This is a genomic window from Streptomyces poonensis, from assembly GCF_014650915.1.
GTDB lineage: Bacteria > Actinomycetota > Actinomycetes > Streptomycetales > Streptomycetaceae > Streptomyces > Streptomyces poonensis.
Genome location: NZ_BMVW01000006.1, coordinates 170,933 through 189,432 on the forward strand (window position 1 = coordinate 170,933; position 18,500 = coordinate 189,432).

17 protein-coding genes are annotated in these 18,500 nt (G+C 73.2%); 15 read left to right on the forward strand and 2 right to left on the reverse strand.

Going from position 1 to position 18,500, the window contains the following annotated elements; translation table 11 throughout:
• Positions 1-12 precede the first annotated feature (12 nt).
• A complete protein-coding gene (gene fbaA, locus IE242_RS17650) occupies positions 13-1,044 on the forward strand; it encodes a class II fructose-bisphosphate aldolase (RefSeq protein ID WP_189860241.1) in 1,032 nt (343 codons plus the stop codon).
• A 196-nt stretch (positions 1,045-1,240) separates the two neighbouring features.
• Here the strand turns inward: fbaA and IE242_RS17655 are convergent, their stop codons facing one another.
• Positions 1,241-1,660, reverse strand: coding sequence for a DUF3151 domain-containing protein (locus IE242_RS17655; RefSeq protein WP_189860243.1), 420 nt, complete (start codon positions 1,658-1,660; stop codon positions 1,241-1,243).
• 166 nt (positions 1,661-1,826) lie between these two features.
• On the opposite strand from IE242_RS17655, the gene IE242_RS17660 reads away from it, so the two are divergent.
• The 5 genes from IE242_RS17660 (at position 1,827) to IE242_RS17680 (ending at position 7,566) form a co-directional block, all read left to right on the forward strand.
• Positions 1,827-2,399, forward strand: a complete 573-nt coding sequence (locus tag IE242_RS17660; protein ID WP_189860245.1) for a hypothetical protein — start codon at positions 1,827-1,829, stop codon at positions 2,397-2,399.
• A gap of 2 nt (positions 2,400-2,401) precedes the next feature.
• Positions 2,402-3,694, forward strand: coding sequence for a peptidoglycan-binding domain-containing protein (locus IE242_RS17665; RefSeq protein WP_229859050.1), 1,293 nt, complete (start codon positions 2,402-2,404; stop codon positions 3,692-3,694).
• Positions 3,691-4,401 (forward strand): ABC transporter ATP-binding protein, encoded by a 711-nt coding sequence (locus IE242_RS17670; RefSeq protein WP_189860247.1) that lies wholly within the window; start codon positions 3,691-3,693, stop codon positions 4,399-4,401. The genes IE242_RS17665 and IE242_RS17670 overlap by 4 nt, the downstream gene beginning before the upstream one ends.
• Before the next feature lie 8 nt (positions 4,402-4,409).
• A complete protein-coding gene (locus IE242_RS17675; RefSeq protein WP_229859052.1) occupies positions 4,410-5,684 on the forward strand; it encodes an ABC transporter permease in 1,275 nt (424 codons plus the stop codon).
• A 241-nt stretch (positions 5,685-5,925) separates the two neighbouring features.
• Positions 5,926-7,566, forward strand: a complete 1,641-nt coding sequence (locus IE242_RS17680; RefSeq protein ID WP_189860249.1) for a sensor histidine kinase — start codon at positions 5,926-5,928, stop codon at positions 7,564-7,566.
• On the opposite strand, the gene IE242_RS17685 is transcribed toward IE242_RS17680, so the two are convergent.
• Positions 7,552-8,259 carry a response regulator transcription factor gene (locus IE242_RS17685; RefSeq protein WP_189860251.1) on the reverse strand — a complete coding sequence of 236 codons (708 nt, stop codon included), beginning with the start codon at positions 8,257-8,259 and terminating at the stop codon, positions 7,552-7,554. The genes IE242_RS17680 and IE242_RS17685 overlap by 15 nt on opposite strands.
• Positions 8,260-8,472: 213 nt before the next feature.
• Here IE242_RS17685 and IE242_RS17690 point away from each other — a divergent pair, with 213 nt between their 5' ends.
• From IE242_RS17690 to IE242_RS17730, 9 genes are all read left to right on the forward strand, one after another.
• The gene (locus IE242_RS17690) at positions 8,473-9,330 is read left to right on the forward strand and encodes a tryptophan 2,3-dioxygenase family protein (protein WP_189860253.1); all 858 of its coding nucleotides are present in this window, start codon (positions 8,473-8,475) and stop codon (positions 9,328-9,330) included.
• Positions 9,323-10,510 carry a kynureninase gene (kynU, locus tag IE242_RS17695; protein WP_189860255.1) on the forward strand — a complete coding sequence of 396 codons (1,188 nt, stop codon included), beginning with the start codon at positions 9,323-9,325 and terminating at the stop codon, positions 10,508-10,510. The genes IE242_RS17690 and kynU overlap by 8 nt, the downstream gene beginning before the upstream one ends.
• A 139-nt stretch (positions 10,511-10,649) precedes the next feature.
• Entirely contained in the window at positions 10,650-11,591 is a 942-nt protein-coding gene (locus tag IE242_RS17700; RefSeq protein ID WP_189860257.1) for an alpha/beta hydrolase family protein, read from the forward strand.
• A gap of 239 nt (positions 11,592-11,830) precedes the next feature.
• Entirely contained in the window at positions 11,831-12,913 is a 1,083-nt protein-coding gene (locus tag IE242_RS17705) for an alpha/beta hydrolase (RefSeq protein WP_189860259.1), read from the forward strand.
• 124 nt (positions 12,914-13,037) lie between these two features.
• Positions 13,038-14,258 carry an acyltransferase family protein gene (locus IE242_RS17710; RefSeq protein WP_229859054.1) on the forward strand — a complete coding sequence of 407 codons (1,221 nt, stop codon included), beginning with the start codon at positions 13,038-13,040 and terminating at the stop codon, positions 14,256-14,258.
• Positions 14,259-14,292: 34 nt separating this feature from the next.
• Positions 14,293-15,717: a sensor histidine kinase gene (locus IE242_RS17715; RefSeq protein WP_229859056.1), complete on the forward strand. Its 1,425-nt coding sequence runs from the start codon at positions 14,293-14,295 to the stop codon at positions 15,715-15,717.
• Positions 15,714-16,379 carry a response regulator gene (locus tag IE242_RS17720; protein ID WP_189860263.1) on the forward strand — a complete coding sequence of 222 codons (666 nt, stop codon included), beginning with the start codon at positions 15,714-15,716 and terminating at the stop codon, positions 16,377-16,379. Before IE242_RS17715 ends, IE242_RS17720 begins: the two co-directional genes overlap by 4 nt.
• A gap of 106 nt (positions 16,380-16,485) precedes the next feature.
• The gene (locus IE242_RS17725; RefSeq protein WP_189860265.1) at positions 16,486-17,823 is read left to right on the forward strand and encodes a sensor histidine kinase; all 1,338 of its coding nucleotides are present in this window, start codon (positions 16,486-16,488) and stop codon (positions 17,821-17,823) included.
• On the forward strand, positions 17,820-18,494 hold the full coding sequence (locus IE242_RS17730; RefSeq protein WP_189860267.1) for a response regulator: 675 nt from the start codon (positions 17,820-17,822) through the stop codon (positions 18,492-18,494). The genes IE242_RS17725 and IE242_RS17730 overlap by 4 nt, the downstream gene beginning before the upstream one ends.
• Positions 18,495-18,500 lie beyond the last annotated feature (6 nt).

Below are 18,500 nucleotides of genomic sequence, written 5' to 3' on the forward strand. Positions count from 1 at the left end.
AGGAGCGGACGAATGCCCATCGCAACCCCCGAGGTCTACAACGAGATGCTCGACCGGGCGAAGGCAGGCAAGTTCGCCTACCCGGCCATCAACGTGACCTCGACCCAGACCCTGCACGCGGCGCTGCGCGGCTTCGCGGAGGCCGAGAGCGACGGCATCGTGCAGATCTCCACCGGCGGTGCGGAGTTCCTGGGCGGTCAGTACAGCAAGGACATGGTCTCCGGCGCGGTGGCCCTGGCCGAGTTCGCGCACATCGTCGCCGAGAAGTACCCGGTGAACATCGCGCTGCACACGGACCACTGCCCGAAGGACAAGCTCGACGGCTACGTCCGCCCGCTGCTGGCGGTCTCCGAGGAGCGCGTCGCCCGCGGTGAGAACCCGCTGTTCCAGTCGCACATGTGGGACGGCTCGGCGGAGACCCTCGCCGACAACCTGGCCATCGGCCAGGAGCTGCTGGAGCGTGCCCGCGCCGCGAAGATCATCCTCGAGGTCGAGATCACCCCGACCGGCGGCGAGGAGGACGGCGTCACCCACGAGATCAACGACTCGCTGTACACGACGGTCGACGACGCGGTCCGCACCGCCGAGGCGCTGGGCCTGGGCGAGAAGGGCCGCTACCTGCTGGCCGCCTCCTTCGGCAACGTGCACGGCGTGTACAAGCCGGGCAACGTCGTGCTCCGTCCCGAGCTGCTGAAGGAGCTCAGCGAGGGCGTCGCCGCCAAGTACGGCAAGCCGGCCGGCAGCCAGCCGTTCGACTTCGTCTTCCACGGCGGCTCCGGCTCCACCGCCGAGGAGATCGCCACCGCGCTGGAGAACGGCGTGGTCAAGATGAACCTCGACACGGACACGCAGTACGCCTTCACGCGTCCCGTCGCCGCCCACATGTTCCAGAACTACGACGGCGTCCTGAAGGTCGACGGCGAGGTCGGCAACAAGAAGACCTACGACCCGCGCACCTGGGGCAAGCTGGCCGAGGCCGGCATGGCCGCGCGTGTCGTCGAGGCGACGCAGGCCCTCCGCTCGGCGGGCACGAAGATCAAGTAACCGGTCGCTTCCCGACGTCCTACGGATGTCCCTCGCGGGCCCGGCGCTTCGGCGCCGGGCCCGCGGGCGTATCGGGCGTATCGAAAGTATCCCTGCGTATCGGAGTGTTCCGGAGTGTTCCGGTGTATCCGGTTGTGTGCGAGGGTGCGCGGTGGGTGTACGGGCGCGTCCGGCCTCCTCGCTCCCTCCGCGGTGACTACCGCTTCAGCGCGGTGTACGCCTCGGCGCTGCTGTCCTTGAGGAACTGCCAGCAGCGCTCCGTCTCGTCCTTCTCGTCGATCTCGCCGGCGGCGCGGGCGAGGGCGGCGAGGCAGCGCAGGAAGCCGCGATTGGCCCGGTGCTCCCAAGGCACGGGCCCGTGCCCCTTCCACCCGGCCCGGCGGAGCTGGTCGAGTCCGCGGTGGTAGCCGGTCCGCGCGTACGCGTACGACTCGACCACGCGGCCCGCCTCGAAGGCGTCGTCGGCGAGCACGGCCCAGCCGAGCGAGAAGGTGGGGTGCTTCGCCACGACCTCGGCGGCCGTCAGGGACCCCTCGTCCAGCAGGCGGTACGCCTCCTCGTTCTCCGGAAGGTACGTCGGCTCCGGGCCGCCGAGCAGGTTCTTGTGCGTCGTCATGGAAGCAGTCTGCCACTTGGGGACAGGCCCGCACGGCGGCGTCGGAGCGTTCCGCGGCCGCATGATCAGTCGACAGGTTCTTCAAAGGTTCTTCATCGTCTCCGCCCTACGGTCGACCTGCCCGTCGCGTTCGCGGACGGGTCCGACATGGAGGGCGGGGAAACCGGTGAGGACGAATCGGGTACTGCTGGCCGCGGCGGCCTCGGTCATGGCCTTGGCCCTGGCCGGCTGCGGCAGCGACGACGGCGGGCCGAAGGTGCCGACGGCCGCGAGCGGCGGCGCGGCCACGTCGTCCGCCGCCTCGGGGGAACAGGGCGGCGGGGGCGACGTGGCCGCGTATGTGCAGGCCCAGCGCGCGTACGTGAAATGCCTGCGGGAGAACGGGGTCGACGCCCCGGACCCGGACGACAAGGGGAACATCGACTTCGGTGACGATCCGGCCCTGAAGAAGGACGCCGAGTTCCAGGCCGCCACGGAGAAGTGCGCCGACCACCTGAGGGCCGTGCCCGAGAGCGTCGAGAAGGGAAACCAGACCGAGCTCACCGCCGAGCAGATCAAGGTCAAGCAGCAGTACGCGAAGTGCATGCAGGAGAACGGAGCCTCCGACTTCCCCGACCCGGGCCCCGACGGTCTCGGACAGGGCGAGTGGGACCAGAGCTCGGCCGGTGCGAAGCGGGCCATCCGCATCTGCGGGCCGATCGTCGGAGTCCCGGCGACCCCGGGCCCGGGCAAGGGCTGATCGTGGCGGAGACCGTGACGCACACCGATGACGAGCTCGACGGCGGGCCCGGGACGGCCGCCGAGCCGCCACGCGGCAGACCGGGGCGGCGTACGGCGCTGATCGTCTGTGCCGTGTTCGTCGTGGCGGCGGTCGCCGTGGTGGGCGCACTCGGGCTCGGTGGCGGTGGCGAGGACGAGGGGTCGGGCGCCCCGCCCAGGGCCGGCTCGACCGTCCCGGTCACCCGGGCCACGCTGACCGAACGCACGGAGGTGGACGGCCAGTTGGGATACGGCACGGAGATACCGTTGCCCGTCAAGGCGACGGGCACGGTGACCTGGCTGCCCGAGCCGGGCACCACCGCGGAGCGCGGTGACACGCTGCTGCGCGTCGACGACCGTCCGGTGGTGCTCCTGTACGGGACGCTGCCGATGTACCGGGATCTGGGGCCGACCGCCACCGAGCCGGAGACGACGCCCCGGACGACCGAGGGGGACGCCACGGACGGCAAGGCCGCCGCCTCGGGTCCGTCCGCGTCGCCGACGCCGACGGGCTCCGGGACGGCCGCAGCGGGTGCCGGGACGGCCGAAGGGACGGCCGCAGCGGCGGAACTCACGGGCATGGACGTCCTCCAGTTCGAGACCAATCTGGCCGCGCTCGGCTACACCGGCTTCACGGTGGACGAGACGTTCAGCGCCGGGACGGCCCAGGCGGTGAAGCGCTGGCAGAAGTCGCTCGGACTGCCCGAGACCGGCACGGTCGGCGTCGGGGACGTCGTCTACTCGGCCGGCCGGGTGCGGATCGGTCAGCCGGGCGTCCGGCTCGGCGACGCCGTCGGCGAGACCACGCTCACCTACACCGGCACGGCCCGGAAGGTGGTCGTCGACGCCTCGGCCGCGGACGCCGCCTGGGCCGTTCGCGGCACGGCCGTCCGTATCCAACTGCCCGACGGCAAGTCCGTCCGGGGGCAGGTGGCGTCGGTGGGCCGGCGGGTCACCGCCCCCGAGGGGGGCACCGGTGAGGACGGCTCGGGGCAGGGCACCGCGACCCTCCCGGTGACCATCACCATCGGGGACCAGAAGTCCGTGGGGCGGCTGGAGAGCGGCCCCGTCACCGTCGAGTACGTGGGCCGTGAGGTCAAGGACGTGCTGACCGTCCCGGTCGCCGCGCTGGTGGCGCTCGCGGAGGGCGGTCACGGCCTGGAGACCACGGACGGCACCTTCGTCGCGGTGAAGACCGGACTGTTCGCGGACGGCAGGGTGGAGGTGAGCGGTCCCGCGGTGCGCGAGGGCCTGAAGGTGAGGATTCCGGAGTGAGCGGCGGGTCTTCGGCTGTCGTGGAGTTCGACGCCGTCTCCAGGACGTATCCGGGCGGGGTGGCCGCGGTCCGCGACGTGACCCTGCGGATCGGGCGCGGGGAACTGGTCGGGGTGGTCGGCCCGTCGGGCTCCGGCAAGTCCAGCATGCTCAACCTGATGGGCAGCCTCGACCGGCCCTCCGCGGGCCGCGTCCTGATCGACGGCTACGACGTGGCCGAGCTGTCCGACCGCGAGGTGTCCGCGCTGCGGGCCACCCGGATCGGCTTCGTCTTCCAGCAGTTCCATCTCGCGGTCGGCGTCCCGGTCCTGGACTCGGTGGCGGACGGGCTGCTCTACGCGGGCGTCCCGATGCGCCGCCGCCGGGCCAGGGCCAGGGCGGCGCTGGACCGGGTCGGGCTCAGCCACCGAGTCCACCACCTGCCGCACCAGCTCTCCGGCGGTGAACGGCAGCGGGTCGCGGTGGCCCGTGCGGTGGTGGGCGAGCCGTCGGTCCTGCTGGCGGACGAACCGACCGGCAACCTGGACTCCGCGTCGGGAGCGGCCGTACTGGACCTGCTCCGCGAACTGCACGAGGCCGGTACGACGGTCGTGATCATCACCCATGACCGGGAGATCGCGGACCGGCTGCCGCGCCGTATCGAGATGCGCGACGGCCGGCTGGTCGGCGACACGGTACGGAGCACGACGATCGGGGCGCCGAGGTGACTGACGGTATGACGAGGACCCCCTCGGCGCGGGACGAGTCCCCGGAGCGGCACCCGGCACCGCCCGCCCCCCTGCCGGGACACGGCCGCGGGGGCGGCCGGCTGCGCGCCGCGCGGCTCGGGCCCGCGGACGTCGTACGGCTCGGCGGCACCGGTCTGCGGACCCGTCCGCTGCGCGTCTTCCTCTCCGCGCTCGGCATCGCGATCGGTGTCGCCGCCATGATCGCGGTGGTCGGCATCTCGGGTTCCGGACAGGCGGAGGTCGACCGGCGGCTCGACGCCCTCGGCACCAACCTCCTGCGGGTCGCCCCCGGTGAGTCGCTCACGGGGGAGAAGGCCGAACTGCCCGCCGAGTCCGTCGCGATGATCCGCCGGATCCCGCCGGTACAGCAGGTGGCCGCCACCGGCGCGACCGACGTCCACGTGTACCGCAACGAGCACATCGCCATCGGCCGTACCGGCTCGCTGACCGTTCTCGCGGCGGGCCCCGGCCTCCTGCCCGCCGTCGGCGGCGAGATCCGCAAGGGGCGCTGGCTGGACTCCGCGACCGATGAGTACCCGGCGGTGGTGCTCGGCGCCACGGCGGCGCAGCGGCTCGACGTGTACACCCCGGGGACCCGGGTCTGGCTCGGCGGCCGCTGGTTCTCGCTGATCGGTGTCCTCGATCCGGTACCGCTGGCGCCGGAGCTCGACAGCGCCGCACTCGTCGGCTGGTCGGCGGCCCGGACCTATCTGCGCTTCGACGGCCACCCGTCGACGGTGTACGTCCGCGCGGAGGACAGTCAGGTCGCGGCGGTACGGGCGGTGCTCCCGGCCACGGCGTACCCCGAGAAGCCGGGTGAGGTGCGGATCTCACGGCCCTCCGACGCGCTCGCGGCCCGCGAGGCCACCGAGTCCGCGCTGACCGGGCTGCTGCTCGGCCTCGGCGGGGTCGCCCTGCTCGTCGGGGGCGTGGGCGTGGGCAACACCATGGTCATCTCGGTCCTGGAACGGCGTCCGGAGATCGGCCTGCGCCGTGCCCTCGGCGCGACCAGGGGCCAGATCCGCACCCAGTTCGTGACGGAGTCGCTGCTGCTCTCGCTCATCGGAGGACTGGCCGGGACGGTACTCGGCACACTGATCACGGCGGGATACGCCCTCAGCCGCGACTGGCCGACCGTCGTCCCGGTGTGGGCGAGCGTGGCGGGCGTCGCCTCGACGCTGGTCATCGGCGTGATCGCCGGCCTGTACCCGGCGGTCCGGGCGAGCAGGCTGTCACCGACCGAGGCGCTGTCCGGCACATGAGCAGCCCCGTGTCACCGGCTGGGTGCGCGACGACCTTGTGAGTGGCGTAAGTGCAATACCGCTCGACAAAGGGGGAAGAGAGCATTCCGCCCGAACTGGTCGTTTCTGCTCCCGGGAGGCCAGAACTCTCGAACTCTCTCGGACAAAAGAAATGCATCGCTTTTGCGGAACGCCGGCCTGCGGAACACTCCAGCGATCATGGGAACGCGTCTTTCGGTGACCGAACAGAAGGGGTCTCGCCATGAGCTTCCGGGTCCGGGTTCTCGGTCTGCTCATGGTGGTCGCGATGGCTGCCACCGCCGCCACGGCCTGGCTGACCCTGCGGCAGGCCAACCGTCAGGTACAGGAGACCGTCACGGCCGGTCAGCAGGAGGTCTCCCGGATCACCGGCGAACTGCGTGCCTACGGATTCGCACACGGCACCTGGGAAGGCCTGTCCCCGACGGTGGCCGGACTCGCGAAGGACACCGGCCAGCGCATCCGGGTCGCCACCGAGTCCGGCGTGCTGCTCGCCGACTCCGACGCCCTGGCCGGCCGCGAGCCGCGCGCGCTGAGCAGCCGGCCCCCGATCCTGGTCGACCCGCGGCCCGCCCTGGAGCTCCCCGCGGGCCGAGTACCGCAGACCTCGGTCAAGCTGACCGCCACAGCCATCGCCGACTACCGTGCCGCGGCGGTGTACGCGGCCTGCCTGACACGGGCGGGAGCGGAGGTGACGGCCAGGCCGGACGCCGTCGGTGTCCCCCGGATCAGCACCGACCGGCGGCCTCCGCAGTGCGGGGAGACGTACGGGAAGGCGAACGCGCCGACCCGGGAGGATCTCGACGCCCTCCAGCCGTGCGCGTCCGAACAGCGGTTCACCGCCTGCCTGCAGCGGGTGTTCAACGAGCGGACCGGCTCCGTCGCCCCGCCGCGCCTGGACATCCGCCTCGGAGTCCGGAACGAGTCGCCGCCCACCCTGGCCGCCGCGCCCACGGTGGCCGTCGCGGCGGGTGTCGCCCTCGCGGTCATCCTCGGCGCACTGCTGCTGAGCAGGGCCGTACTGCGCCCCGTGCGCGCCATGACGCTCGCCGCGAAGGGGCTGGGCGAGGGCGATCTGGCGCGCCGGGTCCCCGTCTCCGGCCGGGACGAGATCGCGCAGCTCGGCGGTGCCTTCAACCGTATGGCCGACTCGATCCAGGCCGGCGAGGAGCGTCAGCGCCGCCTCACCGGTGACATCGCGCACGAGCTGCGCACCCCGCTGGCCAATCTGCGCGGCTATCTGGAGGCGCTGCGGGACGGAGTCGTGGAGCCGACCCCCGAGCTGCTCGCTTCCCTCCACGAGGAGGCGCTGCTGCAGCAGCGGATCGTGGACGATCTCCAGGATCTGGCCCTCGCGGAGGCCGGCGCGCTCACTTACCACCCCACCAGGGTCGACCTGCGTGAGCTCCTGGAGACCAGCCGCACGGCTCACCACGCCCAGGCCGAGACGGCGGGGATCGCGCTCGCCCTGGAGGCGCCGTCGCCCGTGACCGTGACCGCGGACCCGGACCGGCTGCGTCAGGTGGTCGGCAACCTGGTCGGCAACGCGCTGCGGGCCACCGCGGCGGGCGGCACCGTGACCCTGGCCCTTCGACCGCGGGGCGAGCTGGCCGTCGTGGAGGTACGGGACACCGGCAAGGGGATATCGGCGGAGGACCTGCCGCATCTCTTCGACCGCTTCTGGCGGGCGGACGCGTCCCGGGGCCGGGCGACGGGCGGCAGCGGCCTGGGGCTGTCCATCGCCCGGCAGATCGTCACCGACCACCGGGGGACGATCGAGGTGCGCAGCACGGTCGGAGCGGGCACCGCCTTCACGGTCGTACTGCCCACGGCTCCGGACGGCGGCATGTCAGGAGCGGGCTGAGCCCGGGGCGTCCGCGAGGCGGTAGCCCCGGCCGTACACCGTCTCCAGGAGGCGGGTCCGCCCCGGATCCACCTCCAGCTTCCGGCGCAGGTTCATCACGTGCGCGTCGACGGTGCGCTCCAGGACGTCCCGGTCGAAGCCGAAGACGCGCTCGATGATCTGCGCCCGGGTGAAGACCCGTCCCGGTTCCCGCGCCAGTGTCTCCAGGATGGAGAACTCCTTGGCGGTCAGCGGCACCGGCCGTCCGGCCATCCGGACCTCGAAGCGAGCGGTGTCCAGTTCCAGCTCGCCCACCCGCAGAACCGGATTCCCGGCCGCACCGGCGGTCTTTCCGGACCGGCGCAGCAGCGCCCGTACCCGGGCGGTCAGTTCGCGGGGGCTGTACGGCTTGGTGAGGTAGTCGTCGGCACCGAGGTCGAGGCCCAGGAGCAGGTCCTCCTCGGTGGTGCGGGCGGTGAGCAGCAGGATCGGGACGTCCGACTCGGCACGCAGGATGCGGCACACATCGAGCCCGTCGACCAGCGGCAGCATCACGTCGAGGACGATGAGATCCGGCCGCGAGGAGCGGGCCCGCTCCAGCGCCGCGCGGCCGTCACCCACGACCTGCACCGCGTTTCCTTCTCGCTCCAAATAGATCCGGATCAGTCGAGACTGTTTCCCGTCATCTTCAGCGACCAGAATCCGAGCACTCAACGAATACCCCCACCAAGGTCCTGCGTGTTCCAGAACCGTATTACAGAGATGGCCGGGAATTGCCTGTCCGGGTCCGGCTCCCGACAGACCGGGCGCGGGGAACCGGCCTTGCCGTTCCCGGAGTGATTGCGGAGGATGCGGGTGGGGACCGGGGCCCCCGTGCCGGCTTCGGCAGGGGCGGACCGCTACCCGGAGCACACACAGGAGACAGTGATGTCCCGACAGGCTCAACCGGCTCCTGGGCACCATGAGGCGCCTGAGCCGCAGACTCCGCATCTCGACTTCGCCGGTACGACGCCGTACGAGGACTACGTCAGGGCGGACGTGCTCACCCACCTCCAGCACCCGCTCTCCGACGACCCGGGAGAGCTGGCCTTCCTGGTCACCTCGCAGGTCATGGAGCTGTGGTTCACCGTCGTCGTGCACGAGTGGGAGACCGCGGCGCACGCCCTGCGCGCGGACGACGTACCGATGGCGCTCGACGCGCTGAAACGTTCCGTCCGTGAACTGGAGGCGCTGAACGCCTCCTGGAAGCCACTGGCCCACCTGACCCCGGCGCAGTTCAACTCCTACCGCGGCGCCCTCGGCGACGGCTCCGGCTTCCAGTCGGCGATGTACCGCCGCATGGAGTTCCTGCTCGGCGACAAGTCCGCGTCCATGCTGGTCCCGCACCGGGGCGCCCCGCGCGTCCACGACGAGCTGGAGAAGGCCCTGCACGAGCCGAGCCTCTACGACGAGGTGCTGAGGCTCCTCGCGCGCCGTGGGTACGCCGTCCCGGACGCCGTGCTGCGGCGGGACGTGTCGCAGCGCCACGAACCGTCGCCGGAGGTGGAGGCCGCCTGGGCCGAGGTCTACGCGGGCGACCAGGACGCCGAGCTGGTGCGGCTGGGCGAGGCGCTGACCGACGTCGCCGAGCTGGTGTGGCGCTGGCGCAACGACCACCTGCTCGCCACCCGCCGCGCGATGGGCGCCAAACAGGGCACGGGCGGCTCCGCCGGGGTGGCCTGGCTGGAGAAGCGGGCCCGGCAGAACGTGTTCCCCGAGCTGTGGACGGCGCGATCGTATGTCTGAACTGATCGACACGGCAGCGAAGCTGGACGCCGCCGACCCGCTCGCCGGGCTCCGCGAGCGGTTCGTGCTGGACGACACGGTGTACCTGGACGGCAACTCACTGGGCGCGCTGCCGGCGGCCGTGCCCGACCGGGTCGCGGACGTCGTCCGCCGCCAGTGGGGCGAGCTGCGCATCCGCTCCTGGGAGGAGAGCGGCTGGTGGACCGCGCCCGAGCGGATCGGCGACCGGATCGCCCCGCTGGTGGGCGCGGGCCCCGGGCAGATCGTCGTGGGCGACTCCACCAGCGTCAACGTCTTCAAGGCGCTGGTGGCCGCGGTCCGGCTCGCGGGTGACGGGCGGGACGAGATCCTCGTCGACGCCACCACCTTCCCCTCGGACGGCTACATCGCCGGGTCGGCGGCCCGGATGACGGGTTGTGCCCTGCGTCCGGTGGCCCCGGCGGACGTCCCGGGAGCCCTGACCGGCCGCACGGCCGCGGTGCTGCTGAACCACGTCGACTACCGCACCGGCCGGCTCCACGATCTGCCGGGACTGACGGCCGCGGCGCACGAGGCGGGCGCGTACACCGTCTGGGACCTGTGCCACAGCGCGGGCGCCCTGCCGGTCGGGCTGGACGAACACGGGGTCGACCTGGCGGTCGGCTGCACGTACAAGTACCTCAACGGGGGGCCGGGTTCGCCCGCGTACCTGTACGTACGCCGTGACCTCCAGTCCCGCTTCGACTCGCCCCTGCCGGGCTGGAACTCCCACGCCGATCCCTTCGGCATGCGCCCCGACCACACGCCCGCCGCCGGTGCCCCGCGCGCGCGGGTGGGCACGCCGGACATCCTGTCGATGCTGGCGCTGGAGGCGGCCCTGGAGGTCTGGGACGGGGTGTCGATCGAGGCGGTACGGGCCAAGTCGCTCGCCCTGACGGACTTCTTCCTGGAGTGCGTGGCGGCGTACGTCCCCGAGGGCCGCGTGGAGTGCCTGACGCCGGCCGGCCACGCGGAACGGGGCAGTCAGGTGGCGCTGCGCTGCCCGGACGCCGGGGACGTGATGAAGCGGCTGGCCGACCGGGGGGTGGTCGGCGACTTCCGCCGTCCTGACGTGCTGCGTTTCGGCTTCACACCGCTGTATGTCGGCTTCGGGGACGCGGAGCGGGCGGCTCGGGTGCTGGCGGAGATCCTGGTGGCCTGAGCTCGTCTTCACCGAGCGTGACATCCGCGTGTCCGCCCTTGTCACCGGCCTGATACCGTCCCCGCCAACGGAAGGATCAGCACCGGATCCGGCCGGATCCCGAACACCCAACACTGTTACGCCGCTGAGAGGTTGGAGCATGCCGGACGACGCCGCAGCCCCGGTCGACGCCGTCTCCCGCGCCGCCGCCGAGGAGGCGTCCGCCTTCTCGCACCCGCCGGTCGCCCCGGACGCCTGCGCCGCGTACGGCGACCACCCCGACCAGGTGATCGACTTCTACGCCCCGCGAGACTCCCGCGGGAACGGCGGGCCCGGTTCCGGCGCCGGTCCCGCACCGCTCGTGGTCGTCCTGCACGGTGGCGCCTGGCGTGCCCGGTACGACCGCCGGCACATCACGCCGTTCGCCGCCTACCTGGCGCGGCGGGGGTTCGCCGTGGCCAACGTGGAATACCGGCGGGGCGCCGACGGCGAGGCCGGTGAGGCCGGTGAGACCGGTGAGACCGGAGGGACTGCGCCGGAGGCGGGCCGGTGGCCGGAGACGTTCGACGACGTCGCCGCGGCGTTCGACGCGCTGCCCGGTCTCGTACGGGACGCGCTGCCGCAGGCCGACCCGCGCCGCACGGTGATCACCGGGCACTCGGCGGGTGGCCACCTGGCGCTCTGGGCGGCCGCCCGCCACGTCCTCCCGGCCGGCGCGCCCTGGCGTACGGACCGCCCGGCGCCGTTGCGCGGGGTCGTCGCCCTCGCCCCGATCGCCGACTTCGCCGTCGCGGAGAAGCTGGACGTGTGCGGGGGCGCGGCCGCGCAACTCCTGGGCGGGCCCGACGTGTTCGCCGAGCGGCAGGCGTACGCCGACCCGGCCCTCCTGCTGCCCACGGGCATCGCCACCACCGTGGTCCAGGGCCGCACCGACGCGGTCGTTCCGCAGGCGGTGACCGAGTCGTACGTGGACGCGGCGGCCCGGGCGGGGGAGATGGTGGGCCTCACGCTCCTGGAGGACGTCGGCCACTTCCCGCTGATCGACCCGGCGGCGGACGCGTGTGCCGTGGTGGCGGAGGAGATCGCGCAGCTGGCGTGGTGAGCACCGCGGTGGTGAGCACCGCGGTGGCTTCGCCGCCCCGGTGATACCCGTGACGGCAGTGGCGTCGCCAACCCGGTGATGCCCGTGACAGCAGCGGCGTCGCCGCCCTGGTGATACCCGTAATACCTGAGAGCTACGGAGCAGGTGAGCTCCCCGGCGTGACGCCGACCACGGTCGGTGATCCGTAACTTCCCCATCGGAACGGCCCGAAGGACGGGCCGGCCGGAACGGGGGAGACCATGGGAGTCGAGCCGGACGCACGGGCGCCGCGGGCCGGGGGCGAGGGGGCGCCGCAGGTCGGGGGCGAGCGGGCGCCGCAGGTCGGGGGCGAGCGGACGTCGCGGGCCGGGGGCGGCCGGCGCGGCCGTCTGCGCGGTCTGCGGCGCGCGGTGCTCGCCGCGCTCGTCACCGGGGCCGTCGTCCTGCCCCTCTCGGCCGCCGCACAGCCCCGTACCCCGGCCCCGGCTCCGGCCGTTCTCGGCCCGCTCACGGCGGCCACCCTGGACGAGGCGTACGCGGCCAACCGGGCCGCCGCCGCGGAGGCGTCCCGCATGGCCGCCGCCCACGGTGACCGGCAGCGGGCCGTTGCGGACCGCTCCCTGGCCGAGCCGTCCCGGCACCTGCTCGCCTTCGACGGGCGCGGCACCGGCCTGGCCACGGAGGTGTTCGGCGACCTGGTCCACGCCGAGCGCGTCGCCGTCCTGGTCCCGGGCTCCGACACCGGCCTCGACACCTACGACCGCTTCCGCACCGCCGCCCGCGCCCTGTACCGGGAGCTGGCCTCCATGAGCGGGGGAGCCCCCGTCGCGGTCGTCGCCTGGCTGGGCTACGAGACCCCCGGCACGGTCAGCACGACGGTCGCCACCACCGGGCGGGCCGAGCAGGCCGCGCCCCGACTGCGGGAGTTCGTCGACGAGTTGCGCGGCATCCTGGGCCGGTCCGCACGGATCGCCCTCGTCTGCCACTCCTACGGCTCGGTGGTCTGCGGACGTGCCGCCTCCGGTACGGCCGCGGACGACATCGCCCTCGTCGGCAGCCCCGGCACCGGCGCCGACAGCGCCGCCGGCCTGCACACCCGGGCGCGCGTCTGGGCGGGCCGCTCGAGCGGTGACTGGGTGGAGCACGTTCCGCACGTCGGCGTCGACCTGTTCGGAACCACCGTCGGTCTCGGCGCCGACCCCGTCTCCCCGGCCTTCGGCGCCCGGGTCTTCGCCGCGGGCGACGGCGGCCACAGCGACTACTTCGACCCCGGCTCCCTCTCCCTGACCAACCTCGCCCGGATCGTCCTGGGCGAGACCGAGGAGGTCGTCACTCATGGCTGAGTCGATCCGGCAGACCCTGAGGCAGGCCCCGCGGGAAGCCGTGGGACAGACTCCGCGGGAAGCCGTGGGACAGACTCCGCGGCAAACCGCGGGACAGACTCCGCGGCGGAGCCTGCGGGGCACCTTGTGGCGGAATGCCGCCCGGATCGACGCCGCCACCCCCGCACACCGGGACCGTGCCGTCGACGCCCTGCGCGCCGGGGCGATCCTCGGCGTCGTCCTGGGCCACTGGCTGGTGACGGCGCTGGTCGCGGACGGCCGCGGGCTGCACACGGACAGCCCCCTGCGGCACCTGCCCTGGCTGGCGCCCGTCTCCTGGGTCCTCCAGCCCCTCGCCGTGTTCTTCCTGGTGGGCGGGTACGTGGCCACCCGCGGCCACGCCGCGGCCCGGGTCCGGGGCACGTCCTACGGCCGCTGGCTGTCGGGCCGTCTGTCCCGGCTGTTCCGGCCGGTCGCCGCCGTGCTGGGGCTGTGGACGGTGACGGCGCTGCTGCTCCTGCTGTCCGGCACGGACGAGGCGACGGTCCGGACACTGGTGAAGCTGGCCCTGTCGCCCCTGTGGTTCCTGCTGGTCTTCGCCGCGCTGACGGCGGCGACCCCGCTGCTGGCCCGGCTCCACCCGCTCTGGCCACTCGCCGTCGTCCTCCACGTGGACCTGCTGCGCTTCGGCCTCGGCGCCCCGTCCTGGCTCGGCTGGATCAACCTGGCGGCGGGCTGGCTGGTGCCGTACACCCTCGGCGCCGCCTGGGCCCGCGGCGAACTGGACCGCCGCCGCGCGGGACGGATCCTCCTCGCCGGCGGTACGGCGGCGACCGCGGCGCTGGTCGCGTGGGCGGGCTACCCGGCGTCGATGGTCGGCGTCCCCGGCGCCGCGGTCTCCAACCTCAACCCGCCCACGCTGGCCGCCGTCACCTTCGGCCTGGCCCAGTGCGGCCTCGCCCTCCTGCTGCGCGACCGGCTGCGCCGGGCGATGCGCCGGCCGGTGGCCTGGGCGGCGGTGGCGCTGGCCAACCTGTCCGCGATGACCGTCTTCCTGTGGCACCAGACGGCGCTGATGGCGACCACGGCCACCGGTCTCCTCGCGGGCCGCCTGCCCGGTCTGCACACGCCGCCCGACGGCCTGGGGTGGGTCGCGGCCCGCCTCGCCTGGCTTCCGGTGTTCACGGTGGCGCTCGCCGTGTGCTGGGCCGCGTTCCGTTCCTGGGAACGGGGTGGTAGCCGGGGTCACCGTGCACGGGTGGTGCGGGAGCACCGGCCGACAGACCGGGAGATCCCTGCGGAGAGGGGCCGGGAGATACCTGCTGAGCGCGGCCGGGAGATCCCCGCGGAGGCGGGCCGTGTCTAAGGTGAGCCGTGTGACGGAGCGGGGGAGTCAGTACATGATCGTGCGCCGTGCGCGGCGCTGGCTGGGGATGCTGCGCGACGACCTGTGGACCGTACGGGCGGACCCGCTGCCGCCGTCGGTCTGGTTGCGCTGGCTGCCGCACGGCCTGGTCTGCCTCGTCGCGCTCGGCATCGCGATCGGTGACACGGGGCAGCTCAGCGACCACGGCAGCATTGCCTTCGGGTACGCCTTCCCGCTCGCGCTGGTGCACGGCGGCGCGGTGGTGCTCGCGCTCTGGCGGCCGATCCCGGGCTGGTGGCTCGCGACCGGAACCACCGTGCTGGTGGCCCTCGCGGTGCGGAGCCGGATGCTGTCCGGATCGGCGCACGGCTTCCCCTGGCCCTGGACCGCGGCCGGGATCATCGCTCAGCTGCTCGTGCTGCTGCTGCTCGCGCTGCGGGTGCCGACCCGGGTGTCCGTCGAGGCGCTGGCCCTGACCGTACTGGCCACCCTCGTCCTCCAGGCCCTGGGGGACGAGGCGGACCACGAGCCCACGGGCGTGGCGGCGATCGTCCTCTCCGCGGTGGTGGTGGTGCTCGGCATCGCGCTGCGCGGCCGTCGGGAGGCCCGCGCCGAGCTCGGCCGGCAGACCACGCTCACCGCCGAGGAGCGCGCCCGCCGCACCCTGCTGGAGGAGCGCAGCCGCATCGCCCGCGAGCTGCACGACGTCGTCGCCCACCACATGTCGGTCATCTCCATCCAGGCCCAGGTCGCCCCGCACCTGGTCAAGGACCCGCCCGAGGAGCTGAAGGAGAACCTCGCGGGCATCCGGCAGAACGCGCTGGAGGCGCTGACCGAACTGCGCCGGGTGCTCGGCGTGCTGCGCTCGGAGCAGCCCGACACGGCGCAGCCCTTCGACGGTCCCGCCACCGCCACCGCCGGCGGTACCGCCCTCACCACCGGAACCGCCCCGCACGCCCCGCAGCCCACCCTCGACCGGCTCGGCGCGCTGGTGGAGAACACCCGTGCCGCGGGCCTGACGGTGACCGTCGGGACCACCGGCGAGCGGCGTCCGCTGCCGCCCGGCGTGGAGCTGTCGGCGTACCGGATCGTGCAGGAGGCCCTGAGCAACGTCCTGCGGCACGCGCCCGGCGCGACGGCCCGGATCCACCTCACGCACCTCGCGTACGGCCTGCGCGTGGAGGTCCGCAACACGCGCCCGCGGCGGCGCGTGCCCCGATCGCCGGGGGCGGGGCACGGTCTGCTCGGCATGCGTGAGCGGACCACGATGCTCGGCGGCACCCTGGCGACGAGCCCCACGCCCGATGGCGGCTTCCAGGTGTCCGCGTTCCTGCCGGTAGACGCCCCAGGCATCATCGCAGCCCCCGTCCCCACCGACGCCCCCGTCCCCGCCGACGCCACCGACCACACCGCCGCCACCGCTCACCGCCCGCCCGACCCCGAGGACGACACCGCATGATCCGCGTACTGATCGCCGACGACCAGCAGATGGTCCGGCAGGGCTTCACGGTGCTGCTCGACACCCAGCCCGACATCGAGGTGGTCGGCCAGGCGGTGCACGGCCTCGACGCGATCGGCAAGGTCGCCGAACTGGCCCCGGACGTCGTCCTGATGGACATCAGGATGCCCGAGCTCGGCGGCATCGAGGCCACCCGTCGCATCACCGCCGAGCACCCGCACATCAGAGTGCTGGTCCTGACGACGTTCGACCTCGACGAGTACGTGTACGAGGCCCTGCACGCCGGGGCCTCCGGCTTCCTGCTGAAGGACGCCTCCGCGGACCAGCTCGCCGAGGCGGTACGGGTGGTGGCCGCGGGCGACGGCCTGCTCGCCCCCGGGGTCACCCGCCGCCTCATCGCCGAGTTCTCGCGCCTGCACGGGGCGGCCCCCCGCGCCCCGCTGAAGGAACGCGTGGCCGACCTCACCGAGCGGGAGACCGAAGTCCTCGCGCTCATCGCCCAGGGGCTGTCCAACGCCGAGATCGCCGAGCGCCTCGTCGTCGCCGAGCAGACCGTGAAGACCCATGTGGGCCGCATCCTGGTGAAGCTGGGCCTGCGGGACCGCACCCAGGCGGCGATCTTCGCGTACGAGTCGGGCCTGGTGCGGCCGTCCGGCTACTGAGCCGCGGGCGGCGTCCGGGAGCCACCCGTAGTACCTGAGAGGGACCCCGGAGAACCCCTCTCACTGGGGACGACCCAGGCGCCGGCGGGCACCTACCGTGTGGAACGTGACCGAGACGACCCAGATGCGGACGCCGCCCCGGCGGGGCGGGGACAAGCCGCGCAGCCCCGAGTACCGGCTGGCCCTGGACGCCCTGCGGGGACTGCGCCAGGACCTGATCACCGACGCGTTCGCCTACCGCCCGCTGCCCCGGATGAACATGGACGGTCCGATCACCCGGCGGCTGCCTGCGCGGCTGCGGGAGTACGCGGTGTGGACGCCGCATGCGGTCGTGGCCGTGCTCGGTCTGTGGGCGATGGCTCTCGGCACGACGGACGGGCGGAGCGACATCTCGGTGCTGAGCGGTCTGCTCGCCCTCTTCCCCGTCCTGCTGACGCTGGTCAGACCCGTCGGTGCCTTCTGGGTGTCCATGGCGGCGACCCCGGTGGCCACCACGTTCTACGACGACAGTTACGGCGACTGGCCGTGGACGATCGGAGCCTTCGCCTGCCATCTGACGGTGATGACGGTCGTGGCCCTGCGGACGCGACCCCGCGTCGCCGTGTGGATGTGGGTGATCACCGCGGCGTACGGATTTCTCGTCTCGTCGCTTCTCGGTGCGGGGCGCTACGCGAACAACGGCGTGCCGTTGCTGACCGCCTCCGCCATGGCCTTCCTGGCCGTCACCGTCATCCACATACGCCGCGCCGCCCAGCGCGAGGTGACCGCCCAGCAGACCGTCACCGAACACGAACGCTCCAAGCGCACCCTGCTGGAGGAGCGCACGACGATCGCCCGCGAGCTGCACGACGTGGTCGCCCACCACATGTCGGTGGTCGCGATCCAGGCGGAGGCCGCGCCGTACCGCGTGCAGAACCCGCCGCCGGAGCTGGCGCAGGCATTCGCCACGATCAGGGAGAACGCGGTCGCGGCGCTCACCGAGCTCCGCCGCGTCCTCGGCGTCGTCCGAGCGGAGGACTACGAGGCCCCGGAGGCACCGCAGCCCACCCTCGCCGACCTCGACGCCCTGCTCACCAATGTGCGCGAGGCGGGTCTGACCGTCGACAAGGCGGTCACCGGAGCCGTCCGCGAACTCCCGCAGGGCATCGAGCTGTCCGCGTACCGAATAGTCCAGGAGGCGCTCAGCAACAGCCTCCGGCACGCACCGGGCGCCCCGGCCCGCGTCGAGATCGGCTATGTGCTGGGCGGCCTCGGCCTCCGTATCGTGAACGGCCCGGCGACCGGCCTGGTCAAGCCCTCGCCCGGCGCCGGACACGGCATCACCGGCATGCGCGAGCGCGTCACGATGCTGGACGGGGAGATGACGGCGGGGGAGACGGCGGACGGGGGCTACGAGGTGACGGTGTTCCTGCCGGTGCCGACGGTGATCGAGGACGAGGCATGACGGGCGGCACCATCCGCGTACTGATCGCGGACGACCAGATGATGGTCCGCGAGGGCTTCTCGGTCCTGCTGGGCGCGATGCCGGACATCGAGGTCGTCGGCGAGGCGGTGAACGGCCGGGACGCGGTGGACCGGGTCCGCGAACTCTCCCCGGACGTCGTCCTGATGGACATCCGCATGCCCGAGCTGAACGGCATCGAGGCGACCCGGGAGATCGTGGCCGCGGACGGCGCGGCGAAGGTGCTGGTGCTGACGACGTTCGACCTGGACGAGTACGTGTACCAGGCACTGCGGGCGGGCGCCTCGGGCTTCCTCCTCAAGGACGCCTCGGCACGGCAACTCGCCGACGGAGTGCGGGTGGTGGCGTCCGGCGAGGCGCTGCTCGCGCCGTCGGTCACCAAGCGGCTGATCACGGAGTTCTCCCGGCTCGCGGAGACACCCCGTCTGCCGCCCTCGGCGCGGGCGGCGTACGGCGATCTGACCGAGCGGGAGACGGAGGTGCTGGTGCTCATCGCGCAGGGCCTGTCCAACGCGGAGATCGCCGAGCGCCTGGTGGTCGCCGAGTCCACGATCAAGACGCATGTCAGCCGCATCCTGGTGAAGCTGGGCCTGCGCGACCGCACCCAGGCGGCGGTCTTCGCCTACGAGGCGAGACTGGTCACGCCGGGCTGAGACCCC